The 25,114-nt window shown below is 58.7% G+C and carries 29 protein-coding genes, 1 tRNA gene and 2 pseudogenes; 15 read left to right on the top strand and 17 right to left on the bottom strand.

Features of this window, described 5'->3' with window-relative positions:
• Positions 1–971 (top strand): annotated as a pseudogene (locus tag JFV26_RS00340) (XdhC family protein).
• A gap of 81 nt (positions 972–1,052) precedes the next feature.
• Here JFV26_RS00340 and JFV26_RS00345 read toward each other — a convergent pair.
• Both JFV26_RS00345 and JFV26_RS00350 read right to left on the bottom strand, forming a co-directional pair.
• Positions 1,053–1,568, bottom strand: coding sequence for a LysR substrate-binding domain-containing protein (locus JFV26_RS00345; RefSeq protein WP_201188702.1), 516 nt, complete (start codon positions 1,566–1,568; stop codon positions 1,053–1,055).
• 14 nt (positions 1,569–1,582) lie between these two features.
• On the bottom strand, positions 1,583–1,951 hold the full coding sequence (locus JFV26_RS00350) for a LysR family transcriptional regulator (RefSeq protein ID WP_201188704.1): 369 nt from the start codon (positions 1,949–1,951) through the stop codon (positions 1,583–1,585).
• A gap of 116 nt (positions 1,952–2,067) precedes the next feature.
• On the opposite strand from JFV26_RS00350, the gene JFV26_RS00355 reads away from it, so the two are divergent.
• On the top strand, positions 2,068–2,916 hold the full coding sequence (locus JFV26_RS00355) for an oxidoreductase (RefSeq protein WP_201188706.1): 849 nt from the start codon (positions 2,068–2,070) through the stop codon (positions 2,914–2,916).
• A gap of 197 nt (positions 2,917–3,113) precedes the next feature.
• On the opposite strand, the gene JFV26_RS00360 is transcribed toward JFV26_RS00355, so the two are convergent.
• Positions 3,114–4,397 carry an NAD(P)/FAD-dependent oxidoreductase gene (locus JFV26_RS00360; RefSeq protein ID WP_201188708.1) on the bottom strand — a complete coding sequence of 428 codons (1,284 nt, stop codon included), beginning with the start codon at positions 4,395–4,397 and terminating at the stop codon, positions 3,114–3,116.
• A 183-nt stretch (positions 4,398–4,580) separates the two neighbouring features.
• Here JFV26_RS00360 and JFV26_RS00365 point away from each other — a divergent pair.
• Positions 4,581–4,657, top strand: a tRNA-Val gene (locus tag JFV26_RS00365).
• A 170-nt stretch (positions 4,658–4,827) separates the two neighbouring features.
• On the opposite strand, the gene JFV26_RS00370 is transcribed toward JFV26_RS00365, so the two are convergent.
• The 7 genes from JFV26_RS00370 to JFV26_RS00405 all read right to left on the bottom strand — a co-directional run bounded on the left by JFV26_RS00370 (position 4,828) and on the right by JFV26_RS00405 (position 10,682).
• Positions 4,828–5,241, bottom strand: coding sequence for a hypothetical protein (locus JFV26_RS00370; protein WP_201188710.1), 414 nt, complete (start codon positions 5,239–5,241; stop codon positions 4,828–4,830).
• A gap of 808 nt (positions 5,242–6,049) precedes the next feature.
• Positions 6,050–6,487, bottom strand: coding sequence for a hypothetical protein (locus tag JFV26_RS00375; protein WP_201188711.1), 438 nt, complete (start codon positions 6,485–6,487; stop codon positions 6,050–6,052).
• Positions 6,488–6,731: 244 nt separating this feature from the next.
• Complete coding sequence (locus JFV26_RS00380) at positions 6,732–6,944, bottom strand: hypothetical protein (RefSeq protein WP_201188713.1); 213 nt, start codon at positions 6,942–6,944, stop codon at positions 6,732–6,734.
• Between the two features lie 130 nt (positions 6,945–7,074).
• Entirely contained in the window at positions 7,075–8,478 is a 1,404-nt protein-coding gene (locus JFV26_RS00385) for a heavy metal sensor histidine kinase (RefSeq protein ID WP_201188717.1), read from the bottom strand.
• Complete coding sequence (locus JFV26_RS00390) at positions 8,475–9,146, bottom strand: heavy metal response regulator transcription factor (RefSeq protein ID WP_201188719.1); 672 nt, start codon at positions 9,144–9,146, stop codon at positions 8,475–8,477. The genes JFV26_RS00385 and JFV26_RS00390 overlap by 4 nt, the downstream gene beginning before the upstream one ends.
• Before the next feature lie 101 nt (positions 9,147–9,247).
• Complete coding sequence (locus tag JFV26_RS00395; protein WP_201189003.1) at positions 9,248–9,505, bottom strand: DUF2790 domain-containing protein; 258 nt, start codon at positions 9,503–9,505, stop codon at positions 9,248–9,250.
• Positions 9,506–9,971: 466 nt separating this feature from the next.
• A complete protein-coding gene (locus JFV26_RS00405; protein ID WP_201188720.1) occupies positions 9,972–10,682 on the bottom strand; it encodes an alpha/beta fold hydrolase in 711 nt (236 codons plus the stop codon).
• Between the two features lie 143 nt (positions 10,683–10,825).
• Between JFV26_RS00405 and JFV26_RS00410 the strand changes: the two genes are divergently transcribed.
• The gene (locus JFV26_RS00410) at positions 10,826–11,281 is read left to right on the top strand and encodes a DUF2214 family protein (RefSeq protein ID WP_201188722.1); all 456 of its coding nucleotides are present in this window, start codon (positions 10,826–10,828) and stop codon (positions 11,279–11,281) included.
• Between the two features lie 166 nt (positions 11,282–11,447).
• Here the strand turns inward: JFV26_RS00410 and csrA are convergent, their stop codons facing one another.
• Entirely contained in the window at positions 11,448–11,642 is a 195-nt protein-coding gene (csrA, locus tag JFV26_RS00415) for a carbon storage regulator CsrA (RefSeq protein ID WP_007938114.1), read from the bottom strand.
• Positions 11,643–11,890: 248 nt separating this feature from the next.
• On the opposite strand from csrA, the gene JFV26_RS00420 reads away from it, so the two are divergent.
• Entirely contained in the window at positions 11,891–12,268 is a 378-nt protein-coding gene (locus tag JFV26_RS00420) for an SPOR domain-containing protein (RefSeq protein WP_201188724.1), read from the top strand.
• Positions 12,269–12,563: 295 nt separating this feature from the next.
• Here JFV26_RS00420 and JFV26_RS00425 read toward each other — a convergent pair whose 3' ends face one another.
• The 3 genes from JFV26_RS00425 to JFV26_RS00435 form a co-directional block, all read right to left on the bottom strand.
• Positions 12,564–13,253 carry an endonuclease gene (locus tag JFV26_RS00425; RefSeq protein WP_201188725.1) on the bottom strand — a complete coding sequence of 230 codons (690 nt, stop codon included), beginning with the start codon at positions 13,251–13,253 and terminating at the stop codon, positions 12,564–12,566.
• A 4-nt stretch (positions 13,254–13,257) separates the two neighbouring features.
• Entirely contained in the window at positions 13,258–13,497 is a 240-nt protein-coding gene (locus JFV26_RS00430; protein ID WP_201188727.1) for a DUF1654 domain-containing protein, read from the bottom strand.
• 205 nt (positions 13,498–13,702) lie between these two features.
• Positions 13,703–14,791, bottom strand: a complete 1,089-nt coding sequence (locus JFV26_RS00435) for an asparaginase (protein ID WP_201188729.1) — start codon at positions 14,789–14,791, stop codon at positions 13,703–13,705.
• Positions 14,792–15,138: 347 nt separating this feature from the next.
• Between JFV26_RS00435 and JFV26_RS00440 the strand changes: the two genes are divergently transcribed.
• The 8 genes and pseudogenes from JFV26_RS00440 to JFV26_RS00475 all read left to right on the top strand — a co-directional run bounded on the left by JFV26_RS00440 (position 15,139) and on the right by JFV26_RS00475 (position 22,784).
• Positions 15,139–15,591: a hypothetical protein gene (locus JFV26_RS00440; RefSeq protein ID WP_201188731.1), complete on the top strand. Its 453-nt coding sequence runs from the start codon at positions 15,139–15,141 to the stop codon at positions 15,589–15,591.
• Between the two features lie 196 nt (positions 15,592–15,787).
• A complete protein-coding gene (locus tag JFV26_RS00445; protein ID WP_201188733.1) occupies positions 15,788–16,744 on the top strand; it encodes a sugar ABC transporter substrate-binding protein in 957 nt (318 codons plus the stop codon).
• A gap of 57 nt (positions 16,745–16,801) precedes the next feature.
• Complete coding sequence (locus tag JFV26_RS00450; protein WP_201188734.1) at positions 16,802–18,355, top strand: sugar ABC transporter ATP-binding protein; 1,554 nt, start codon at positions 16,802–16,804, stop codon at positions 18,353–18,355.
• On the top strand, positions 18,352–19,329 hold the full coding sequence (locus JFV26_RS00455) for an ABC transporter permease (RefSeq protein ID WP_201188736.1): 978 nt from the start codon (positions 18,352–18,354) through the stop codon (positions 19,327–19,329). Before JFV26_RS00450 ends, JFV26_RS00455 begins: the two co-directional genes overlap by 4 nt.
• Positions 19,330–19,332: 3 nt before the next feature.
• Positions 19,333–20,352 (top strand): LacI family DNA-binding transcriptional regulator, encoded by a 1,020-nt coding sequence (locus JFV26_RS00460; protein ID WP_201188738.1) that lies wholly within the window; start codon positions 19,333–19,335, stop codon positions 20,350–20,352.
• Positions 20,353–20,392: 40 nt separating this feature from the next.
• Positions 20,393–21,309: pseudogene (rbsK, locus tag JFV26_RS00465) on the top strand (ribokinase).
• Positions 21,306–21,710 (top strand): D-ribose pyranase, encoded by a 405-nt coding sequence (gene rbsD, locus JFV26_RS00470; RefSeq protein ID WP_201188745.1) that lies wholly within the window; start codon positions 21,306–21,308, stop codon positions 21,708–21,710. The pseudogene rbsK and the gene rbsD overlap by 4 nt, the downstream one beginning before the upstream one ends.
• A gap of 45 nt (positions 21,711–21,755) precedes the next feature.
• Positions 21,756–22,784: a nucleoside hydrolase gene (locus tag JFV26_RS00475; protein ID WP_201188747.1), complete on the top strand. Its 1,029-nt coding sequence runs from the start codon at positions 21,756–21,758 to the stop codon at positions 22,782–22,784.
• A 33-nt stretch (positions 22,785–22,817) separates the two neighbouring features.
• Here the strand turns inward: JFV26_RS00475 and JFV26_RS00480 are convergent, their stop codons facing one another.
• Entirely contained in the window at positions 22,818–23,030 is a 213-nt protein-coding gene (locus tag JFV26_RS00480; protein ID WP_201188749.1) for a hypothetical protein, read from the bottom strand.
• Between the two features lie 132 nt (positions 23,031–23,162).
• Here JFV26_RS00480 and JFV26_RS00485 point away from each other — a divergent pair, with 132 nt between their 5' ends.
• Positions 23,163–23,468: a hypothetical protein gene (locus JFV26_RS00485; protein ID WP_201188751.1), complete on the top strand. Its 306-nt coding sequence runs from the start codon at positions 23,163–23,165 to the stop codon at positions 23,466–23,468.
• A 166-nt stretch (positions 23,469–23,634) separates the two neighbouring features.
• The gene (locus JFV26_RS00490) at positions 23,635–23,955 is read left to right on the top strand and encodes an I78 family peptidase inhibitor (protein WP_201188753.1); all 321 of its coding nucleotides are present in this window, start codon (positions 23,635–23,637) and stop codon (positions 23,953–23,955) included.
• A 72-nt stretch (positions 23,956–24,027) separates the two neighbouring features.
• Here the strand turns inward: JFV26_RS00490 and JFV26_RS00495 are convergent, their stop codons facing one another.
• Together JFV26_RS00495 and JFV26_RS00500 are read right to left on the bottom strand one after the other, a co-directional pair.
• Positions 24,028–24,240: a cold-shock protein gene (locus JFV26_RS00495; protein ID WP_003179963.1), complete on the bottom strand. Its 213-nt coding sequence runs from the start codon at positions 24,238–24,240 to the stop codon at positions 24,028–24,030.
• Positions 24,241–24,532: 292 nt separating this feature from the next.
• Positions 24,533–24,835, bottom strand: coding sequence for a hypothetical protein (locus JFV26_RS00500; protein WP_201188755.1), 303 nt, complete (start codon positions 24,833–24,835; stop codon positions 24,533–24,535).
• Between the last annotated feature and the right edge of the window lie 279 nt (positions 24,836–25,114).

The raw sequence follows: 25,114 nt of genomic DNA on the forward strand, positions 1-25,114 counted from the left end.
ATGCAGCATCTCGATCTGCAAGTGGTGCGCCGGGCGCTGGAGTGGTCGACGGCCGGCCGGCGCGTGTGGCTGTGCACGGTGCTCGCCACCTACGGCTCGGCACCGCGTGCGCCGGGCTCGCTGCTGGCGGTGAACGCGGACGGGCAATGGATCGGCTCGCTGTCGGGTGGCTGCGTCGAGGAAGACTTCCTCGAGCGCGTCGCCGAAGGGGCGTTTCTTGAGGCCGTCAGCGTGGTCCGTTATGGCGAAGGCGATGACCCGCGCTCCTGGTCAGTCTGCCCTGTGGCGGCGTGCTCGATGTGCTGGTGGAAAAGCTTGAATCTGATTGTGAAGTTCAGGCCCATCTGCGGCAGCTGGAGTCGGCGTTGCTGGGCCGGCGCCGGTTGATCCGCGAGGTCGATCTGGCCAGTGGTGTGCGCAGCGTGTTCGCAGACAGCGAGCAGGGCGCGCGCATCGAGCGGGAAATCGACCGGGTGCGCGTGCGAATTGGCGCGGCTCAACGGTTGCTGCTGGCAGGGTATTCCAGTGTTGCCCAGGCCTGTGCAGAGTTTGCCGTGGGCCTGGGCTTCGAGGTGATTCTTTGCGACCCGCGGGATGAGGTACTGGAAGGCGTGGTGCTGAACAACGTCGAGATTCGCCGCCAACTGCCATCGGTGTTCATCGCCGAGGGCGGCTGCCACAGTGACACGGCCGTGGTGGCGTTGACCCATGACCCGCGTATTGATGACCTGGCGATGATGGAAGCGGTGCGCACCGATGCGTTTTACATCGGCGTGATGGGCTCGATGCAGACCTCGCAAAAGCGCTTTGAGCGGTTGCGCAGGATTGGTGGGTTGGGGGATGTCGAGCTTGCTCGGATTCATGCCCCGATAGGCCTGAACCTGGGCAGCAAGACCCCGGCGGAAATCGCCTTGGCGGTACTCGCCGATATCTTGCGAATCCGCAGCGGCATCGCTCGGGATCGGCTTTAAGATCAAAAGATCGCAGCCTTCGGCAGCTCCTACGCCGATCGCATTCCTCTGTAGGAGCGGCCGAAGGCTGCGATCTTTTCGCTACACCCCCAATGCACGGGCTTTCAAAAAATCGATAAATGCCCGCAGCTTCTTCGGCGTGTTATTGCGCTCAAAGTAATACAGATAAAGTGTACTGGTCGGCACCCAGTCTTCCAGCACCGACACCAATTCCCCACTGTCCAGATGCTGCGCAATAGGTGCATGGGACAAGTACGCAAACCCGAAACCATCCAGCGCTGCCCTTAGCAGCAAATCACTGTCATTGGTCGCCAACCGTCCCTTGACCGCGATGCGCGTGTGCTTGCCGTCCTTCTCAAAATCCCAGCGGGGCAGGGCGCCTGACGCGGCGCTGCGATAGTTCAGGCATTCGTGCTGCAACAAATCCTGCGGGTGCTGCACAAGCGTCCGACATTCCAGGTACTCCGGCGAGGCCACCACCACAAAGCGCATGTCCGCCAGAATCGGCACTACCACCATGTCTTGGGCCAGTACATCGTCGTAACGAATACCGGCATCGAAACCCTGGGTGACGATATCGATCAGGCTGTTGTCCACCGCCACTTCAAGATTTATCCCGGATGGGCCAACAGAAACCGGCGCAGCAGCGGCTGCACAATCAAGCGGCTGGCGCTTGAGGGCACGCTCAGACGCAGCGTTCCGGCCACCTCATCACCGGCCGCCGCCGTGCTGCGCAGCGCCAGCCCCAAATCCTCCATCAATGGCGCGATCTTGCTGATCAACTGCTCGCCCGCCTCAGTGACGTTAACGCTGCGAGTGGTTCGGTTCAGCAAGCGCAACCCGAGTTGTTTCTCCAGTTCGCGCACGGCATGGCTGACCGTGGACACCGACAACCCCGTGGCATCGGCGGCACTGGTGAAACTTTTGGCCTGGGCAACCTGCATGAATAGCCGCAGTTGCTGAAAGTCCGGCTCTTTCATTGTGTGGTTTTTCCGAAAAGGGTTTGCAGATTATGGCCCTTTTTAGGAAAGCCCGGTGTGTCCATACTCAAGCACATCGCTCGCATCGGCGGGCAGCTACCTGGAGGAAGATCCGCATGACTGCATCGACATCCAAACCGGTCTGGTTCATCACCGGCTGTTCAACAGGTTTCGGCCGGCAACTGGCCTTGCACACCCTCAGCCTCGGCTACCCGACCGTGGTCACGGCGCGTAACCCGGCGCAGGTCGAAGACATCGTCAAAGGGCATGAAGACATTGCACTGGTCTTGAAGCTGGACGTCACCGATCCGGCGCAGGTCAACGCTGCCGTTGAGGCCGCACAAGCGCGTTTCGGCTGTATTGATGTGTTGGTGAACAACGCAGGGATCGGCTACTTCGGTTCCTTCGAAGAAAGCGATCTGGCTGAAGTGCGCAAGATGATGGACATCAACGTCTGGGGCCTCGTCGAGATGACTCGCGCGGTGTTACCGGGGATGCGCCAGCAGCGTCGCGGGACGGTGGTGAATATCTCATCGGTCGGCGGGATCGTTGCGTTCCCTGCGGTGAGTTTCTATCACGCGACCAAGTTTGCGGTGGAAGGGATTTCCGAATCCCTGGCCCAGGAAGTTGCGCCGCTCGGCATTAAGGTGTTGATCGTCGAACCCAGCGGTTTTCGCACCGATTGGGCGGGTCGCTCGGCCAACGAAGCGAGCCAGACCATCGACGACTACCGTGAAACGGCTGGCAAACGCCTGGACATGATCCGCGGCTACAACGGCAAGCAACCGGGCGACCCGGTGCGGGCGGCGGTGGCCATCGTCAATGCGGTCGAGGCCGAGAATCCGCCGTTGCGTCTGTTGTTGGGCAAAGCGGCACTGGCCGGTGGTCGCGGCAAGATCGAAGCCCTGCGCAAGGACTTTGAAGGTTGGGCGAGTGTCAGCGAAGGCGCTGACTTCCCAAGCTAAAAGTCGCGACGCAAAACAAAATGTGGGAGCAAGCCCAGGCTCTGTAGCAGCTGTCGAGCCCCGGCGAGGCTGCGTTCGGCTGCGAAGCAGTCGTAAAACCTGAGCGCGAGGGTATCCTGAAATACCGCGTCGCCTGATTTTACGACTGCTTCGCAGCCGAACGCAGCCTCGCCGGGGCTCGACAGCTGCTACAGGGCTTAGTAGCCGAACTTGTCCCGTAGTCCGTAATACCAGGCACCCAGCGCCGCAAACGGCGTCCGCAACAATTGCCCACCCGGAAACGGGTAATGCGGCAAATCCGCAAACGCATCAAACCGCTCAGCCTGACCGCGCAATGCCTCGGCCAGCACCTTGCCCGCCAGGTGCGTGTAGGTCACGCCATGGCCGCTGCAACCCTGGGAATAGTAGATGTTGTCACCCAGCCGTCCGACCTGCGGAAGACGCGACAGCGTCAGCAGGAAGTTTCCGGTCCAGGCGTAATCAATTTTCACGTCCTTGAGCTGCGCAAAGGCCTTGAGCATCTTCGGCCGGATAATCGCTTCAATATTCGCCGGATCCCGCGCGCCATACACCACGCCACCGCCGAAGACCAAACGCTTGTCCCCGGTCAGGCGGTAGTAGTCGAGCAGGTAATTGCAGTCTTCGACGCAGTAATCCTGCGGCAACAAACTCTTGGCCAGCGCATCGCCCAACGGTTCGGTGGTGATCACCTGAGTCCCGCACGGCATCGACTTCGCCGCCAACTCCGGCACCAGATTGCCAAGGTAGGCGTTGCCCGCAACGATGATGAACTTGGCCCTGACCTTGCCCTGTGGCGTATGCACCACCGGATTCGCCCCGCGCTCGATGCGCACGGCCGGCGACTGTTCATAAATAGTGCCGCCCAGCGACTCGACAGCGGCCGCTTCACCGAGTGCCAGGTTCAACGGATGAATGTGCCCGCCGCTCATGTCGAGCATGCCGCCGACATACTGATCGCAGCCCACCACTTCACGAATGCGCCTTTGATCCAGCAACTCAAGCTGCGAGTGACCGAAGCGCTCCCACAGACGCTTCTGGGATTCCAGATGGCCCATCTGCTTGGCGGTGATGGCGGCGAACACACCGCCGTCCTTCAAGTCGCACTGGATATTATATTTGGCGACCCGCTCACGAATGATCCGCCCGCCCTCGAACGCCATCTGCCCCAGCAACTGAGCCTGCTTGGGGCCGACACTGCGCTCGATCACATCGATGTCACGGCTATAACTGTTAACGATCTGCCCGCCATTACGCCCCGAGGCACCAAACCCGACCTTGGCCGCCTCCAGCACGGTTACCCGAAAACCGTTCTCCAGCAGAAACAGGGCAGAGGACAACCCGGTGTAACCGGCGCCGATTACACAGACATCAGTTTCCACGTCATCCTGTAAAGCCGGACGCGGCGGAACCGCATTGGCCGATGCGGCGTAATAGGACTCTGGGTAAGGGGTGTTCGCCATCCTGCTGCCTCTGTTTAATATATTTTACGAGTGCGCCGATCCTACCCGAGTTAAAAAACCGCCGCCAGCCACCGGAAAATCTTCTTCCCGGCAGCAAAATTAAATATTTTGCATATTCATAGGGTTAGCTCGAAAAAAGGTGTTGACACCCCTCCGGAATTCCGTAGAATGCCGCCTCACAGCAGGCACGTAGCTCAGTTGGTTAGAGCACCACCTTGACATGGTGGGGGTCGTTGGTTCGAGTCCAATCGCGCCTACCAAACAAAATCCGCTCTGCTGGGCGGTCTAGAAGGGCTCACCGAAAGGTGGGCCCTTTTTTGTTGTCCCCAAATCCGTATTTTCAGAATCAGCACTTTGAGATTGAATGACCGCAATTTTCGGTGCGGCGCCGGGTACTGGCAAATGTCGCCCCATTCAAAATAGTCGGTTGCTATCCCGCGCCGCGCTTACTTGGTTTTGGAGGCGCGTCAGGACACTCATCGGCCCATCGCGTAACCGTCATGTCATTGAATTGCTCCCCAATGGTGTCGACGCGCAGGCAAGCGCCGTTCTTTGAGTAGAACAAGATGCAGCGCGAACTATCAAAAGAGCAGACATCGACCTCGAAGAACTTGCGTGCAGCCAGCTCCCGCTCCGCGCCACTATGTTCATAGCCGTCGGTGGTATGCATCCGCGTCGGCTTCCATCCTTGTTTGACGAGATTGGCCCTGGCCGCGCCCAAGGGCTCACCGACCGCGATGCCTGCCGGCCCGCGCCTGTCGCTTGTCGCCTTCGAGCCATCCGCAAATGCTGCGCTGGTGCCAATGCAATAAAGTGCGACGAGCGCGAGGATCGAAGCCTTCATTTAACAACCCCTCCAGCCGATTTGTAGCTCGCCAAAAACGCTGAATACTCGACATACGGCTGCGGCGGATAATGATTCGCCTTACCAGGACCTTCGGGAAGTGCCGCCCACCTCGTTGCCGCCTTCGGCATTGCTCCCGGATGTCGCCGGTCTTGATCTTGTCGATCACACCGAGGGTGCGCAGAATGTCCACCGCCATAAGGTCTTGCGTATTAGGCGTAAAGTCGGTGAGCTCCATCTTTCCGGCATACTCGCGCCAATTGGCAATGTTAATTTGATACCTGCCCGATGCTGTAATTGATTCGCCGTAACCTGCCCCCGGATCGGTGGACTCATCAGTGAAAGTCCATTTTCCAGTTAAAACCCTGTGCCCAGCCATAACCATATTTCGCGTGGTAGTTACTTCCTTCGAATTCGGCAATGGCATCAAAAAATGCCTTCACGTTCTTATTCTTCAAATACTCTTCATTCTCGGCTCGTCTTTTCTTTTGTTTGGTTGACAGCTGTTTGGCTAAAAAGTGTGTGGCCAACTGCTTGGTTATTGCATCGGAGGGGAGGTCGTGACCAACGCAGGAAGATAATGGTGTTGCAGCGGGTCATGGTGATGGGTGAGTTAGCGGTGATCGAGTACTGGAAAACCACAAGCCCGGGTAGTCGCCAGGCACTGTAACGAGGGCATTTCCCCCACATTATAGGTTTTTTGACAGCTGTCGCATGGCTGGAAATCCCTCACTCCCGCTGTGCTTTGAACCTGACCGGCAAACCCCGTTCAAGCAGGATTTGCCAGCCTTTCGCACCAACGAGGGCGTTACGCCTTGGTGTTAATGATCTCGCCAGTGATCTGCCCGTTACCGTTCACAACGCCAGCCGTCGGCGCTGGAGTGTGTGCAGGTTGATGGTGGTGCTTTTGCATCAAGTGCTGCGCCTGACGATCACCATGCCCTGCTTCTTGAGCGGTTTGCGCAGCTGTTTCGTTGGCTTCTTTCAGGGCTGCCGCAACATTGCTCGTCGCGGTGGCGACGGCTGTGGTGCTCTGATTTTCTTTCGCCGCAGGCTGACTCTGGGCAGAACTTTGCCCGTTGATAGTCACTGCGGTTGAAGCGGATACGGCTCCGATGGACATAGAGAGCTCTCGACTGATTGGATTGCACAGGTGTTTTTTAATCATTGCGATTACATCAACGTTACCCGTTAAGTCCTTGCCCGCAGGGCTGTTTTTGCCTGGCCCTCCTCGATATCGACTCATGGCGGCGCCTAGCGTAGGCGCGCAGTTGTAGGGCCCTTGTCAGATAAAGGTGAAAGCTTCGTGGTTTGGCGCGACGAGCCCGTAATTTGGCCCATGCATAAGCGTCGACTGTCGTGCTGAAGGTTTTGCAGGTAAGCCTGGGGGCGGCTGGAGATTTTTCAGGTAGGGGGTGCAGGTGAGTATCGCAGTCCGATATTTTTCCGCGTCGGACCCACGCGGTAGAGCAAGGCGACTGGGGGCGGCCTTACTTGGCGTTCAACTTCTTCAGTTCTTCATAAGTCGCCGACTGTACAAACCAGAAGCCGGAAACGATGCACCAGGTCAGGGTGCCCGCAATGAAAATGCCTGCCCCGGACCAGAAGCCCTGAACGAACACCATCACCACTGCCATGATCCAGATAACGGCCAGCGCGACATACAGAACTACGTTGTTTACGCCAATTACGAACTCTTTCACGTCTATATCCCTTTTGAATGATTGTCCTCTGGCTCCTTACACAAGGGCCAGTGGGCGGCATGATAGGGAGATAGCTGGCGGGTCACCAGTCATGTCGCGGCTTGTTACTCAAATTGCCGAATAAGTACGATCACCTCTCCAGCACCCGCCCCGGAAAGAACAACTCAAAACACGTCTCCCCATTCTCGCTGGTGACGCCATACCGGCCGCTGTGCAACTGCATGATCGTCGCCACAATCGACAACCCCAGACCATTCGATTGCGCCGACCGCTCCCGCGACTCATCCACCCGATAAAACCGCTCAAACAGTTTCGGCAGATGCTGCGGCGCAATGGTCGCGCCCTGGTTACTCACCCGCAGGCTGATCCCGTCGGAGGAGGGCGTCGCACTCACCACCAATTCAGAATCCGGCGCGCCATATTTGATGGCGTTGGCGCACAAGTTGGCCAGCGCCCGGCGCAACAACATCGGCTCGGCCCAGATCACGCCGCTGCCATGGGCCTTGATGCTGATCCCGGCATCCGCCGCCAACCCTTCGAAATAGTCCGCCATGCGCTCCATTTCGTCCGCCGCGTCCAGTTCCTGGCGTTGGCGCAAGGCGCTGGCGGGGTCGGTGCGGGCCAGGAACAGCATGTTGTCGAGCATGCGCGCCAGGCGTTCGAGTTCTTCGACGTTGGAGGCGAGCAGTTGTTGGTAGGCTTCAACGCTGCGGCTTTGCTGGAGGGCGACTTGGGTTTCGCCGAGCAGGTTGTTGATCGGGGTGCGCAGTTCGTGGGCCATGTCGGTGGAGACTTGGCCGAGTTGGATAAAGCCTGTGGCGAGGCGATCGAGGACGCCGTTGAAGGCGTCGATCATCGGCAGCACTTCCAGCGGCGCGCCGTGGCTGTCGAGGCGTTCGGTGAGGTTGCCGACGCCGATGCCCTGAGCGTGGGCCGCGAGACGACGCAGTGGGCGCAACCCGCGATAGAGCAGCAAGTAGCCGCAGAGGGCGAGCAACAACGCGGCGATACTGGCGAGGATGTAAACCCGCAGTCGGTAATTGGCGAGCACGCTGGTGCGCTCGGTCATCAGCCGCCCGGCCACCACTTGCAGGCTGCCCAGGTCGCCCGAATCGATGGTCGCCGCCAGCGCCGCGAAGGGCACGCCATCGACGCCGGGGAAGTGCTGCACGTCGGTCAGCACCAGCGGATGGTCCATTGTCACCGGCGATAAGGTCGGCATGTCGAGGTTGCCGGGGTTGACCACCAGCAACGGCTTTTGCCCCGGCGCACCAATCATCAGCAGGGATTCGCGGTTGCCGAGCATGTTCTGGAACAACGCCGGTTTGCTCTTGATCAGGTCCAGGGTGTTGCTGTCATTCAGGAAGGTGCGCAGTTGATCGACGCGGGTGACCAGCGCGGCATCGTCCCGGCGGATCAGCTCACGCTCCAGCTCGCGATACAAACACACGCCCAGCGTGATCAGCGAGGCAAACGCCAGCAAGGCAAACAGCAGCGCCAGTCGCAGGGTCAGGGAATGCGGCCGACTGTTCATGGTTGCGTATCAAAGCGATAGCCGATACCGCGCACGCTGTGAATCAGTTTTAGCTGGAACGGGTCGTCGACTTTCAAGCGCAAGCGTCGCACGGCAACGTCGACCACATTGGTGTCGCTGTCGAAGTTCATGTCCCACACCCGCGAGGCAATCAGCGAGCGCGACAGCACCTGGCCCTGATGCGTGGTGAACAAGTGCAGCAGGGCGAATTCCTTGTTGGTCAGGGTGATCCGCACGCCGGCACGGGTGACGCGGCGCTTGAGCACGTCGATTTGCAGGTCGGCGATTTGCAGTTGTTCTTCTTCGCGGGACGGACCGCGACGGGTCAGGGTGCGCAGGCGCGCCACCAGTTCGGCGAAGGAAAACGGTTTTATCAGGTAATCGTCGGCGCCGAGTTCCAGGCCCTTGATGCGGTCGGCGATGTCGTCGCGGGCACTGAGGAACAGCACCGGCGTATCGGCCTCCTTGCGCAAGCGCCGCAGGACTTCCCAGCCGTCCATTTTCGGCATCATGACATCGAGCACGATGACGTCGAACGAGGTTTCCAGGGCCAGGTGCAAGCCGTCCGCGCCATTGCGCGCCAGGCTGACCGAGTAACCGAGTTCCTGCAGGCCGTTGAGCAGGTAGTTACCTGCCTTGGGCTCGTCTTCAACGACAAGGATATTCATGGTCGGTTTCCGTCAGAAATCATTGCGCCGTGAACGGCGTGAGCCAGTGTAGCCCGATCATCTGCACCTGATGCGAGCTGCACCGTGCTGGCGACGCACAATCAATGATCATTGGTGCAACCGGAGCCTTCAACCTGGTAATCCAGCACATGCTCCTGACCCTTGTGGTCCAGGTAATCGAGTCGCGCAGGAATGATGCCGCACTCTTGCGAAATGTCAGTGGTGGACAGGACTTTAGCAACGTCCAGGTGTACGAAGAAACCGCTCTTGTCGTGTATCACCGGCGCCTGCGGCTGGGTGTCGGCAAAGGCTGAGCCGGTGGCGAGGAGGGCGGCGAAACCGAGGATTAACATTTTCATGAGGTGTCTCTCTCTGAGATCTGGATGTAGGTGACTGCCGGTTGAGTAGCTGGGCAGTGAGCTCAGGTTAACGAGGCGATCCAGACAGCCGACCAACAGTTGAATGACAAAGTTGTAATCAAAATCGACTGGGGAATTACGGCTGTTGGCAATGGGTTGTTGCACGGCGAACAGGGCCAGGGCTTTGTCGTGAGGAGCATCACCGGCGAAGTACTTAAGGAGGGCATCCTGCTTCAGCGTGAGGTAACCGTCGTGCTCCTCGGTGCCTGCGCGCACGGGCATGGCCGGGTAATTGCCGGCGAGGGCGACGCAATCTGCTCCAGCGTCCGGAGCCCGGGCAGCGACGTCAGACCTAAAGACACAAATGGTCGAAGATCTCACTCAGCGCCTGAGTCGGCGTCCGGCGGGTACCGCTGACGGTGCAGGGCTGGTGTGAAAACGAGGCCCTGCGTGTAAACGTCGGGGCTCAGTGTGTTTGTCGCGCGCGCAAAAACTCGATGACCAGGTGAGCGGACGTATCGGGTGCAGCCTGAAGCAGGCAGTGTGGGGCGTCGACTTCGATCACTTGCACCTGTGGTTTCAGCTCAGAGATCCGCATGCACGCTGCCTTTGGCACCACTCGATCCTGGGTGGCACGCAAATAAACAGTGGGCACATTGATCCGTGCAAGCTGCGCCGATACATCGATGTCGAGCACCGATCGCAGTCGCTCGCGCATAACCGAAGGTTTGACCTTGTTGATCGCCCGACTCAGTGCGGTGCGCAAAGCAGCGCTGGAAAATCGACCGAGCAACAATGGGCTGAGCCATCGGGCCGGCACGAGTCCCACCGGCAGCATATTGCGCAGAAAGCCCAAGCGGCGGAACAGCGGCCGCGGGTTACTGGCAAAGGTGCAGCAGAGCACCAGCCCGACCTGCAGAGGCAGATTCAAGGCTGTCAGGGACAGGGCGATCGGTCCGGAGAAGGACTCTCCCAGCAACACGAACGGCCGGTCGGTGGGCAACGCTTGCCTGGCAATGGCTTGCAGTTCCCCATGGTTCAACGGGATGTCGCAGGGGTAAGTCACGACAACCGTGTCGCAAGCGTTCTCCAGGGCCGCCACGAACGCCTGGAACAGTTCACCCGTTCCATCCATGCCCGGTAGCAGGACCAGCGTCGGCAGGTTTGATCGGTTCATGTATTGCGTCCTTGGTGAATGGCTATTCTGGCCCATTCGGTCCACATCACGCTTCGAAAAATCCCCTTTCGGTCTGTGGGCAGATTTCCGGGTTCTGGACTACTACTGACGAACCTTTTCCATTCCCTGCCTGGAGCATTCCCATGCTGTCTCACTGGTTTCTTGCGGCGATCCACCTCTTGGCTGTTGCCTTGGGTCTCTGGGCGGTGCTCACTCGCGGCACGGCGTTAAGTCGTCTGGCTGCGGGAACGGCTCAGGTTCGTAGCGTGCTGGTCGCGGATAACGTGTGGGGGATTTGTGCCGGGATTTTGTTGATCACAGGTCTGATGCGAGCCTTCGGGGGGTATGAAAAGGGCACCGACTACTACCTTCATCAGCCGCTGTTTCATCTCAAGATGACGCTGTTTGTGATCATTTTGCTAATGGAACTGGCGCCGATGACCACCTTGATCAAATGGCGAATCGCGCTGGGGCGTGGCGCATCGGTTGATCTGGGGCGGGCCAGGCTGTTTGCACGGCTCAGTCACATTGAAGCCCTGTTGTTGATGCTCATGGTGATCGCGGCCACCGGCATGGCACGGGGTGTGACCTTCGGCTAGCAACGCTGATTCGTCGGGATTGACAGCCACGGCGTGGCTGAAGCCGGTCGTATGGCTTCACGTAACAGGGGAGGGAGCGGCGGCGGGTGCCCAGCGAATGCCGAGCGTGAATCTTTAGCCAGCCATTGCGCTGAAGCGAACGGGCTGGCTACTGATGCAGCAGGATTCAGGGGGTTTGTGGTTTGTCTGGTGCGGTCAGACCGGCCTGAATGCGCTGATAGATTTCTTCGCGATGTACGGCAACGTCTTTCGGGGCGTTGATGCCAATCCGGACTTGCTGGCCGCTAACGCCCAGAATAGTGATCGTAATGTCATCACCGATATTTATGCTTTCACCGACTTTGCGGGTGAGTATCAGCATGGTCTTCTCCTTGATTGCGTGTAGGGCACCTGATTCAGACAGTGCAGAGGTCGGTGTAGTTATAGATTAGTGCGAAGTCTCGTGGTTTGGGTGCCTCTTTCTGACGCGCAGATGCTGCATTAATTCCCAAGGCGTAACTATACAGAGGCCGCAACCATCATTCTCGTTGTTTTAAGCCCATTTTGCGGCACTCGGGAAGTATTCATGAATGTTAAAATCCGCGCTTTCAGCATTCAGAGGGAAACGTTGTGCGCAAAATGGCCTTGGTAATCGCAGTATTGGCGTTGGCGGGATGTGGTGAGGGCAAGGAAGCTAGCACTCAAAAGACGCCATCCAGCGCTGTTTCCGTGCAGGCTTCAGTCCCTGCTCCGGCAGCTGGTCCGCAATGGGATCTCGAAGTGCGCGGCGAAACAACCCAGGCAGTCAGCGACCTCAGCGGCTGGCTGATCGAACACAGCTTCGTTTCCAATGTGGTTCGGGAAAACGGCAAGGACCGTATCCTGCTCGGCCCGTTCGGATCCAAAGCCGAGGCCGAGGCACGGCAGGCTGACTTGAACGCGGCGCTGACCAAGGCGAAAAAGATGAACATCGAATCGCTGATCATCGAGCGTCCGGCGGCTCAGTAACCGCACAACTGTTCGGCGCCGTTCCGCGGGGACTCTTGAAGGGGGACTGGAGGACGTCAACGTAGACGAGGGGATCCTCAGGGGAGCCTCCGAATCGGCCAACGATGGTTTCTACGGCTGGATCGCCGGGGAAACGTGGCGGTGATGAGTCTGCACAAGTACTTGATCAAGGCGCGCGGCATTCCCCGGGAGTCTCTCAACCTGATGGGCGACCGGCGCTATAACAAAGTCGGCGGTTAGAAACAAAAAAGGCCTCGGGTTTAATGCCCGAGGCCTTTGTGTTTTCAGCGTTTGTTCAACCGCAGGCTTTCATGTTTACCGGGCCGACAAACTCGTTACCGCGACCCATCACACAGGCCACGCTCTGGTTGCGCTGGCGCTCCCAGGCTTGCACCGGGTAGGTCTTGTTCCAGGCTTCATACAGTTGGCGATCCTGTCTGGACAGTTTCAAGGCGTACTGCTTGCTCATGTAGAAGTACGTCCGGGCGATCATCCCGCGTATCGAAGGGCGCGGCATGACCTTCTTGGCCTTGAAGTCGACCTGCGTCAGGCACGAACCGTATTGGCCCGATTGTACCGGCAGCCAGCCAAAGCTGAAGTTGCTGCGGTCGCCATTTACCTCGCCGATGCTCGGCACCAAGTTGTGCAAGTCGGCCTCGGCCTTCTGATACGTCGGGTCGTAGCGCGTGCAGTTTTTGCGTCCGCCCGACTGCCAGCATTGGCGCTGATGACCGATCTGCCAGGCCGGGACAATGTGTTCCCACTCGATGCGCGAGGCGCGCTTGAGGCTTTTGCGCGGCACATACCCACAGGCGGCGAGGTCCACCTTGTTACCGGTGTATTTGCAGCCGCAATAAAACTCGGTGGATTGCGGTGCGTAAAGCTTCCAGGCGACTTTCTTGGCTTCGTTGAAGGTGCGCGGAGCGCCAGCCTGGGCCCCCATGGCGATGAACAGAAACAACAAAGCAAAACAACGGACACTCATTGACTCAATCTTCCTTCGGCACAACCCAAAAAATCTGCACGCCGCCATCGTCGCGATAGGCGAGGGTGACGTTATCGTTCTCGTCGATTTCTTCGAGCAGCTGTTCCCACTCAGCCACCGGTTCGTCAGGAAGACGGAAGATCAGGGCGGCTTTGGCTTTCTGGGCACTTTGGGAATTGATGATTTTTTGGACGCGAATGCCCATGCGTTGATAGGCGTCAGGAGAGGCGGAAGTGGTGGCCATGGGATTATCCTTATTAAGCTGTACGCGCATACAGTATTTGGCTGTAGGAATTTTCGCAACTGCTTAAAATTCAAGAAAATCCTCTGACAGTGGTTTTTTCCGTTTGGTGTAAGACGGTCAGGATTTTTTGTAGGGCAATGACCCCTCGCCAGAGTGGCGAAGGGTGTAAGCGGTGCCCGACCGGAACCGGTCGGGCGAGGGCCGATCAGTATTCCCAGAACATCCGTTGCAGCTCTTTGCTGTCGTTGGTCTTGGTCAGTGCAACCATGGCCAGGATCCGGGCTTTTTGCGGGTTCAAGTCATGCGCTACAACCCAGTCGTATTTGTCGTCAGGTTGTTCAGCGTTACGCAGGACGAAACCGCCGGCGTTGACGTGGGACGAGCGGATGATTTGCACGCCGTCCTTGCGCAGGGCCTGCAGGGTTGGAACGACGCGCGAAGACACCGAGCCGTTGCCGGTGCCGGCGTGGATGATCGCTTTGGCGCCGGACTGAGCCAGGGCTTTGTAGGCGACATCGCTGACGTTGCCGTAGGAGTAGGCGATTTCGACGTCAGGCAGGCTCTTGATGGTTTTGATGTCGAATTCCGAGTCCATGGTGTGACGCTTGGCCGGCAGACGGAACCAGTAGGATTTGCCTTCGACCACCATGCCCAACGGGCCCCAGGCACTTTTGAAGGCCTCGGTCTTGATGTTGATCATTTTGCTGACGTCGCGACCGGACTGGATTTCATCGTTCATGGTCACCAGCACGCCTTTGCCGCGTGCTTCTTTGCTACTGGCCACGGCCACGGCGTTGTAGAGGTTCAGCATGCCGTCAGCCGACATCGCAGTGCCTGGGCGCATGGAGCCGACCACGATGATCGGCTTGTCGGTTTTTTCCACCAGGTTCAGGAAGTAAGCGGTTTCTTCCAGGGTGTCGGTACCGTGGGTGATGACGATGCCATCGACGTCTTTGCTATCGGCCAGTTCTGCCACGCGACGACCCAGTTGCAACAGGTTGTCGTTGGTGATGCTTTCAGAGGCGATCTGCATGACCTGTTCGCCACGCACATTCGCCAGTTTGCCGAGCTCCGGCACGCCGGCAATCAGTTGCTCGATACCGACTTTGGCCGCTTGATAAGTGGCACTGTTGGCCGCGCTGGCGCCAGCGCCGGCGATCGTGCCGCCGGTGGCGAGGATCACCACATTAGCCAGTTTCTGTTGGGTTTCGACTTCTTTCGCCTGAAGGGCGGTCGGCAGGAGCAGCAGGAGGGCCAAAGCGCCCGGAATAAAAGTATTGAATGCAGATTTCATTATTTTCTCTCTAGTCGTGACGGTGCTGATGCAGGTTCATCTAGATACGCCCCCGGCAGATCTGAACGCCTGGGGTGCACGAGAAGGAGCAGGATCTGTACCAGCCGTACTTTGAATGAGAGAAAACTTTAAGCTTATGATTTATATCAGTATTTATGTGGTTGGCGGGGCAGGTGCACAGCTTGGTGTCCGGGTTTCCGAACACCTTTGGTGTTTGTGTTCGGTTCTCCGAAAAAACCTGCGACTTTCGTTGGGCAAATCGCCTTGCGAAATTTCAGATCGCTGCTAAAGAAATTCGCGTTCAGGTCGATGCTCCTCTAAAGGATCTTACTTTTTCAGGAGCTCACATGTCGTTATCCGTCGGTATTCCGAATGCTGCAGGCATCACCATCGGTGGCAAATCAGCTGCTACCATCCGGGCGTTGAACGAAGCTACGGCGCAGGCGGCAGATAAAGCGCTGGGCGTCAGCAAGGACGACGGCAAGCAAGTCAAGACGGGTGCCGTGGGCCTGGCAGCGGGTGCAGACACGCAGCAAGCCCCGGACACCACCAGTGTGACGGTGAAAATGCTGCTCAAGCGCATGCAAGAGCTGCAACAGCAACTGCGCGAGCAACAGCAGCAATTGGCCGCAGCTCAAGCGGCGTCCTATCCGACACCGGAAGCCAAGTCCACCGCGGTGATGGCTGTTCAAGGTCAGATAGCCGAAACCAACGGTGCGCTGCTGGAAGTCTCCAACGCCCTGGTCAAGGAAATGACCAAGGGCGCCGGTAGCGGGTCGGTGGTCAACACCACGGCATGATGTGAATGCCCGGTTTTTGCCAACCAGTGCAAAAAATTGGTCGTTTCTGCTCGTTGACAAATCCCGGCTGGGTTCGCATAGTTCGGTCTACGCAAACGTTTGCGCGGCGTTCCCGATGACTTGATTCATCGACGACGCCCTGAAGCTGCGCCAGCGCAAGCGTTGCTCACAATAATCATAAGATCGGAGTGAACCCATGAAGCTGCCATTCGCTGGACGTCTTCTCGCTGTCGCTATGCTGGCTGCCGCATCCACCGCTTTGCCCCTCTCTTCGGCTTTCGCCGACACCCCCGAAAAACCTAAAGTCGCCCTGGTCATGAAATCTCTGGCCAACGAATTCTTCCTGACCATGGAAGACGGCGCCAAGGCCTACCAGAAAGAACACTCCGCCGATTTCGACCTGATCTCCAACGGCATCAAGGACGAAACCGACACCGCTGGCCAGACGCGCATCGTCGAGCAAATGATCCTGGCCAAGGTCAATGCACTGGTCATCGCGCCTGCTGACTCCAAGGCCATGGTGCCGGTGATCAAGAAAGCCGTCGATGCCGGCATTACCGTAATCAACATCGACAACCAGCTCGATCCGGCCGTCGTCAAAAGCAAGAACATCAGCGTACCGTTTGTAGGCCCGGACAACCGCAAAGGCGCGCGTCTGGTGGGCGAGTACCTGGCCAAGCAACTGAAGGCTGGTGACGAAGTCGGCATCATCGAAGGCGTGTCCACCACGACCAACGCCCAGCAGCGTACCGCAGGCTTCAAGGATGCGATGGAAGCGGCGAATATCAAGGTCGTGTCGCTGCAATCCGGTGACTGGGAGATCGACAAAGGCAACAAGGTTGCCGCCTCGATTCTCAGTGAATACCCGCAAGTCAAAGCCCTGCTGACCGGTAACGACAGCATGGCCGTAGGCGCCGTTTCCGCCGTCCGTGCAGCGGGCAAGGCTGGCAAGGTTCAGGTCGTCGGCTACGACAACATCAACGCCATCAAGCCGATGCTCAAGGACGGCCGCGTCCTGGCCACCGCTGACCAGTTTGCTGCCAGGCAAGCGGTGTTCGGCATCGAGACTGCGCTGAAAATCATCAAGGGCGAGAAAGTCGACAGCGGCACCAACGGTGTGATCGAAACTCCGGTAGAGCTGGTTACCAAGTAGTCCTTCTGGCGACACAACGGTGCTCGCCCGTCCGGGCGAGCGCATGGAGAGTTTTTTATGTCACTTTGCGCCCCGAACGCTGTCCTCTCGGTCAGCGGTATCGGTAAGACCTATGCCCAACCGGTCCTGACCGGCATCGACCTGACGCTGATGCGCGGTGAAGTGCTGGCGCTGACCGGTGAGAACGGCGCCGGCAAAAGTACCTTGTCGAAGATCATCGGCGGGCTGGTCACGCCGACCACCGGCCAGATGCAATTCCAGGGTCAGGAATACCGCCCCGGCAGCCGGACCCAGGCTGAAGACCTGGGCATCCGCATGGTCATGCAAGAACTCAATCTGTTGCCGACGCTGTCGGTGGCGGAAAACCTGTTTCTCGACAACCTGCCGAGCAACGGTGGCTGGATCAGCCGCAAGCAACTGCGCAAGGCCGCGATCGAGGCCATGGCCCAGGTCGGTCTCGACGCGATCGACCCGGACACCCTGGTCGGCGAGTTGGGCATCGGTCACCAGCAAATGGTCGAGATCGCCCGTAACCTGATCGGCGACTGCCATGTGCTGATCCTCGACGAACCGACCGCGATGCTGACGGCCCGTGAAGTCGAGATGCTGTTCGAACAGATCACTCGCCTGCAAGCCCGCGGCGTGTCGATCATCTACATTTCCCACCGCCTCGAGGAACTGGCGCGAGTGGCCCAGCGCATTGCCGTGCTGCGTGACGGCAACCTGGTCTGCGTCGAGCCGATGGCCAATTACAACAGCGAGCAACTCGTCACCCTGATGGTGGGCCGTGAGTTGGGCGAACACATGGACATGGGCCAGCGCAACATTGGCGCGCCGGCCTTGACGGTCAAAGGGCTGACCCGCTCCGACAAGGTTCGCGATGTGTCTTTCGAAGTGCGTGCCGGTGAGATCTACGGCATTTCCGGGCTGATCGGGGCAGGGCGCACCGAGTTGCTGCGACTGATCTTCGGCGCCGATACAGCGGACAGCGGCACGGTCGCGCTGGGTTCTCCGGCTAAAGTCGTGAGCATTCGTTCGCCGGCTGATGCGGTGGGTCACGGCATTGCCCTGATCACCGAGGACCGCAAAGGCGAAGGCCTGCTGCTGACTCAATCGATCAGCGCCAATATTGCCTTGGGCAACATGCCGGTGATTTCCAGTGCGGGCGTCGTCAATAACGGTGACGAGATGGCACTGGCCCAGCGTCAGATCGACGCGATGCGCATCCGCAGTTCCAGTCCAACACAACTGGTGTCCGAGTTATCCGGTGGCAACCAGCAGAAAGTCGTGATCGGCCGTTGGCTGGAACGCGACTGTTCGGTGATGTTGTTCGACGAGCCGACTCGCGGTATCGACGTCGGCGCCAAGTTCGACATCTATGCCTTGCTGGGTGAATTGACGCGCCAGGGCAAGGCGCTGGTGGTGGTGTCCAGTGACCTGCGTGAACTGATGCTGATCTGCGATCGGATCGGCGTGTTGTCGGCAGGCCGCCTGATTGACACCTTCGAGCGCGACAGCTGGACCCAGGATGATTTGCTTGCCGCCGCTTTTGCCGGCTACCAAAAACGTGATGCGTTGCTCAACGAAGCAGCGCCTAGGGATCTTCCATGAAAACTGCAGCATCTGCCGGTAAACGTAGTGGCAATTTTTACGGGCTGGGCACCTACCTGGGCCTGGCCGGTGCCTTGCTGGCGATGGTCGCGCTGTTCTCGGTCCTGAGCAGCCATTTCCTGTCGTATGACACCTTCAGCACCCTGGCCAACCAGATCCCGGACTTGATGGTGCTGGCGGTTGGCATGACCTTCGTGTTGATCATCGGCGGTATCGACCTGTCGGTCGGTTCGGTGCTGGCGCTCGCAGCCTCGGCGGTCAGCGTGGCGATTCTCGGCTGGGGCTGGAGTGTCTTGCCCGCAGCGTTGCTCGGCATGGCGGTTGCTGCACTCGCCGGGACCATCACCGGTTCGATCACCGTGGCCTGGCGGATCCCGTCGTTCATCGTGTCCCTCGGCGTGCTGGAAATGGCCCGTGGTCTGGCGTACCAGATGACCGGCTCGCGCACGGCTTACATCGGTGACGCTTTTGCCTGGCTGTCCAACCCGATAGCTTTCGGTATTTCGCCATCGTTCATCATTGCCTTTGTGATCATCATCGTCGCCCAGGCTGTGCTGACCCGTACTGTGTTCGGTCGCTACCTGATCGGCATTGGCACCAACGAAGAGGCGGTGCGTCTGGCCGGGATCAATCCAAAGCCCTACAAGATTCTGGTGTTCAGCCTGATGGGCTTGCTGGCCGGCATCGCCGCGCTGTTTCAGATTTCCCGCCTGGAAGCGGCGGACCCGAATGCCGGCTCCGGCCTGGAACTGCAAGTGATCGCCGCCGTGGTGATCGGTGGCACCAGCCTGATGGGCGGCCGTGGTTCGGTCATCAGCACCTTCTTCGGTGTGTTGATCATTTCGGTATTGGCGGCGGGCCTCGCGCAGATCGGTGCGAGCGAACCGACCAAACGCATCATCACCGGTGCGGTTATCGTGGTGGCGGTGGTTCTGGATACTTATCGCAGTCAGCGCGCAAGCCGGCGGACCTGATTCATGGCAACGATCAAGGATGTGGCAGCACTTGCAGGTATTTCCTACACCACGGTGTCCCACGTGGTGAACAAGACGCGGCCGGTCAGTGAAGAAGTGCGGGTGAAAGTCGAGGCGGCGATCAAGAGCCTCGACTACGTCCCGAGCGCCGTCGCGCGTTCGTTAAAAGCGAAAACCACGGCGACCATCGGTTTGCTGGTGCCCAACAGCCTCAACCCGTACTTCGCCGAACTGGCCCGAGGCATCGAGGATTACTGCGAGCGTAACGGCTACTGCGTGATCCTCTGCAACTCCGACGATAACCCGGACAAGCAGCGCAGCTACCTGCGGGTGCTGCTGGAAAAACGCATCGACGGCTTGATCGTGGCTTCGGCCGGTGGCGATGCCGGGTTCGCAGCAGGTCTTGCAGGCGTGCGCACGCCGATGGTGATTGTCGACCGCGGACTGGAAGGCGTGAATGCCGACCTGGTGCGCATTGACCACGAATACGGCGCCTATCTGGCAACCCGGCATCTTCTGGAGCTGGGGCATCGGGACATCGCCACCATCGGCGGACCGGCGAGTACCAGTGTGGCGCAAATGCGTCTGGCCGGTTATTGCCGGGCATTGAAGGAGGCAGGTGTCGAAGTGCCCCGCGAGCGCATGCTCGAAAGCGATTTCACCAGCACCGGTGGTTACAGCGCCGCCGCGATCTTGCTGGAAAAGAACCCGCCGAGCGCGATTTTCGCCGGTAACGACATGATCGGTATCGGTGTGCTGCGCGCGGCTGCCGAGCGCAACATTCGTGTGCCCGCCGAGTTGTCGGTGATCGGCTTCGATGACATCCAGATGAGCCGTTATGTTTATCCGGCGCTGACCACCGTGGGCCAGTCGATCCTGCAGCTTGGTGAGATGGCAGCCGAGGTACTGTTGCGAAGGATTGCCACGCCGGACCTGGCCACTGATCAACGGATCGTGACCCCCAGTATTGTCTTGCGGGAGTCGACTGCACCGCTGGCTGGGGTGTTTGCTGAGTACCGCTAAACAAAAGCACCGCTGAAACCGAATTGATGAGTAATGATGTATGCCAGCAAAAGTAGTGGTAATAGGCAGCCTGAACATGGACCTGGTGACCCGGGCTCCTCGGCTGCCCCGTGGCGGTGAAACGCTGATCGGTCAGTCGTTCGCCACGGTCTCCGGCGGCAAGGGGCGAACCAGGCCGTAGCCGCGGCGCGACTGGGTGCCAAGGTGTCGATGGTCGGCTGCGTCGGGACCGACGCCTATGGCCAGGAACTGCGCGGTGCCTTGTTGGCCGAACAGATCGATTGTCAGGCGGTCAGCATCGTCGATGGCGCCAGCGGCGTGGCCCTGATTGTGGTCGATGACAACAGCCAGAACGCGATCGTGATTGTCGCCGGTGCCAACGGCGCGCTGACCCCGCCAGTGATCGATCGTTTCGACGCGGTGCTGCAAGCGGCGGACGTGATCATCTGTCAGCTCGAAGTACCGGACGCCACCGTCGGTCATGTGCTCAAGCGCGGCCGTGAGCTGGGCAAAACCGTGATTCTTAACCCGGCGCCAGCCAGTCGTCCGCTGCCGGCGGATTGGTATGCGTCCATCGACTACCTGATCCCGAATGAAAGCGAGGCGTCGGCCCTGAGTGGTTTGCCGGTGGACTCCCTCGACACCGCGCAAACCGCCGCGACCCGATTGATCGCGATGGGCGCCGGCAAGGTGATCATCACCCTCGGTGCCCAAGGTTCTCTATTTGCCAACGGCACAGGCTTCGAGCATTTCCCTGCGCCGACTGTGAAGGCCGTTGATACGACAGCGGCGGGCGACACCTTTGTCGGCGGTTTCGCCGCTGCCCTGGCGTCCGGCAAAAGCGAGGGCGAGGCGATCCGTTTCGGTCAAGTCGCGGCCGCACTGTCGGTCACCCGGGCGGGGGCGCAACCTTCGATTCCCAATTTGTCCGACGTACAGGCCTTTAAAACCCCATGAAAAAGACACCTTTGCTCAACGTCGCACTGTCGCGGCTGATCGCGTCCCTGGGTCATGGCGACATCGTGGTGATCGGCGATGCCGGTCTGCCGGTACCACCAGGCGTCGAATTGATCGATCTGGCGCTGACCCACGGTATTCCGGACTTCATCAGCACCTTGAACGTGGTGCTCAGCGAAATGCAGGTCGAAAGCCATGTGCTCGCCCAGGAGATCCTCGACAAGCAACCGACGGCCCTAACGACACTGGATGAGCTGAATGCTGAAGGTGCCTTGGGTCGGCGCGACTTGCTCAGCCATGAGCAATTCAAAGTCCTCAGCCGGCAGGCGCGGGCGATTGTTCGTACAGGCGAATGTCAGCCGTACTGCAACATCGTGCTGGTGTCCGGGGTGACGTTCTAACTCGCTGTAAATCTTTCCTGCTTTCCCACGCACAAGGAGTGCGCTATGCACCGCTATGCTCAGAAACTGCATCATCTGCTCCGGAGTCTGCTGCTTTTGTCCTTGATTACCGCAACAAGCGCCCAGGCGGCGGAAAAGATCGACTTGATCATTGACACCGATCCGGGTGCCGACGACGTGGTCGCCTTGCTGTTCGCCCTGGCCTCGCCGGAAGAACTGAACATCCGCGCACTGACCACCGTCGCTGGCAACGTGCGTCTGGACAAGACCTCGCGTAATGCGCGCCTGGCCCGCGAGTGGGCGGGGCGTGAAGAGGTGCCGGTCTATGCTGGCGCGCCGAAACCGCTGATGCGCACGCCGATCTACGCCGAGAACATCCATGGCAAGGAAGGCCTGTCGGGTGTCACCGTGCACGAACCGAAACAAGGTCTGGCCAAGGGTAATGCGGTCAATTACCTGATCGATACCCTGAAAACCGCCAAGCCCCACAGCATCACCATCGCCATGCTCGGTCCACAGACCAACCTGGCCCTGGCGCTGATTCAGGAACCTGAAATCGTTCAGGGCATCAAGGAAGTGGTGGTCATGGGCGGCGCGCACTTCAATGGAGGCAACATCACCCCGGTGGCTGAATTCAACCTGTTCGCTGACCCGCAAGCTGCGGAAGTGGTACTAAAAAGCGGGGTGAAACTGACCTACCTGCCGCTGGACGTGACCCACAAGATTCTCACCAGCGACGCGCGCCTGAAGCAGATCGCCGCGCTCAACAACAATGCCGGCAAGATCGTGGGCGATATTCTCAACGAATACGTCAAAGGCGATATGGAGCACTACGGCATTCCGGGCGGCCCGGTGCATGACGCCACCGTCATCGCTTACCTGCTGAAGCCGGAGCTGTTCACCGGTCGTTCGGTCAATGTGGTGATCGACAGCCGTGAAGGTCCGACATTCGGCCAGACCGTCGTCGACTGGTATGACGGCCTGAAAGCACCGAAGAATGCATTCTGGGTTGAGAACGGCGATGCCCAGGGCTTTTTCGACCTGCTGACCCAGCGTCTGGCTCGCTTGAAGTAAGCCGCACACCCGCAGGTGCCAGCCTGCGGGTTTTTACTCCCTTTCTGAATCCACCACGCCGGGGTAATCGGCCGGGTATTTCTCGAATATCTGGGCGATGAACGACTGGGCGGCTTGCGTTCCCAGTTCCTTGACCAACAGGTCGATGCCAATGATTGCCAACTCTTCCGGGCTGCCCGGGCTGTAGGAGCTGTGACCCTGTGCCCACTTGGCTTTGATGTCGGCGTCGATACTTACGGTGGTCATGATGGCGCTCGTGAAGTCGGGAAAGTCTGAGTGTCGAGTTAACCATTTTGAGCGGCATTTGGCACTCCGACTTAGGCATGAGAGGAGGGCTATGCGACACTTGGCCTTTGATGGGTTTTCAAGGACCGCGCTGTGCAGATCGATTTGAACACTCCCGACGGCTTGACCCTTGAGGCCGTGCGCCAGCTGCTGGCCTGCGCCAGTGACGATGAACACACCCAGTTGCGGGTAACCAAGGCCGGCATTGCTTATATTTCCTCGGGCGTTGTCGGCGGCGCTGATATCGTCGGGCTGCTGTTTCGCCTGGAGACGTGGGCCAAGGGCTCGGGTTATGTGGGATTAGTCGCCGCCAGTGACGAGGTCTGGGTCATGCAGATCTTTAACGCGCTGAAAGAGAACTGGCCGAATCCGCTTTACGACTACATCGACGTTTATTGAGTGCTGTTCATATTCAGTCACGATTGAGTGATGAACGATGCTGCGACGCTCAGGCAAACTCGCTGATCGTCCAGGTCGGGGGCAGGGTGACAGTACTGTCCGTGAAACCAAACGCCAGATTGGCGGTCGCACGATCTCAGCTTAACTATTGAAAGAAGGAGGCTTCATGCCTTGGAAGCTCGCGTCATTGGGTACTTTGTTGGCCGTTGCCATGCTGGCCGGTTGCAGCACTCCCTCCACCGAGTCGACAGCCAAAGACCCTGTGGTGACCGACACCGGTCACAGCCGTTGTGATTCAAAGGCTGCGCAATTCACTATCGGCAAAAAGGCCTCGCCAGAACTGCTGGAGCAGGCACGTACTCGTGCAGGCGCACAGAATGCCCGGATCCTCAAGCCAAGCGATATGGTGACCCTGGAGTATCGCTCCGATCGCTTGAACCTCAACACCGATGACAACCTGGTGATCACGCGCATCAACTGCGGCTGATACCGTCAGGCTTTTGTTTCGCCCATAAAAAACCCCGTCACATGGACGGGGTTTTTTTAGTGCGCCAGAAACTTACTCTGGGCGAACTTGTGCAGCTTGCATACCCTTTTGGCCTTTCTCAGCCACGAAGGAAACGGTCTGGCCTTCTTTCAGGCTTTTGAAACCGTCGCTTTCGATAGCTTTGAAGTGTACGAACAGGTCGTCACCGCCACCTTGAGGAGTGATGAAGCCGAAGCCTTTTTCATCGTTGAACCATTTAACGGTGCCGGTTTGGCGATTAGACATGGTGTATCTCCAAGAAACATATATTTTCAGTAGTGCTGTGCTGCTCAGGCCAACTGGGCACACGGGACTATCATAGTCGAAATGTACGGTTTGGGAGCCCCCCGCAGGTGCTGTTTGCCCTTAAACCGTGCTTTCTTTGCTGCTTGATCTGGCTGCAAGCCCCGTTTTAAAAGGCTTTCAGCCGAAAGTAAAGACGATAAAAAAAGCTGTAAAACCTGTATAAAATGTCCGAAAAAGCGATGCTCGGGCCCTTTTTACAGTCATCGGTGGCGTAAAAACGACTCCACCTGGCTTATTTTTTCTCACCATTGTCGAGCCTGCACGTGGCAATTTTTTCCATTGCCTGTTTCCCCAGTGCGTCACTGGCCGTGCCGTTCATCAATGCCGTAAGGTCACTGGCAGGATATGATTTGAGCTGATCGGCGCCGCAACCACAGACGGCTTTTGCCTGAGTGTTACTGATCTTCTTTTCGGCAGCAGGAACGCACTGGGCCATGTATTTATCCCGCTCGCCCTTCGGCCAATCGGCATGGGCCGCCAGAGGCAGCAGAAGGACGATAGGGGCGACTACTGCGAATAAACGATTCAGACGCATGCTTGGATGCTCCTTGTGGGTCAAATGTCTTGTTATCTGATGGATAAAACCGGGTTCAAGTTCAGCACTCTGGCATAAAAAACGTCGTTTTACGCTGGCATAAGGCGCGGGTGCATCGACGACCGTTCATCTGTGCTAGGATTCTTCGCTCGTGCTTATGCAGGCTCCGGCTGACATCCAGTCCCGGCGGCGGCAACTGCACGAATAACCCTGATTTGAATCCCAGTCACTCTGGTTCGGTTTTCCGGTTGGCCGCAAGGCTCCTGCCGCTGTAAGGCA

This window comes from Pseudomonas sp. TH31, from assembly GCF_016650815.1.
Lineage (GTDB): Bacteria > Pseudomonadota > Gammaproteobacteria > Pseudomonadales > Pseudomonadaceae > Aquipseudomonas.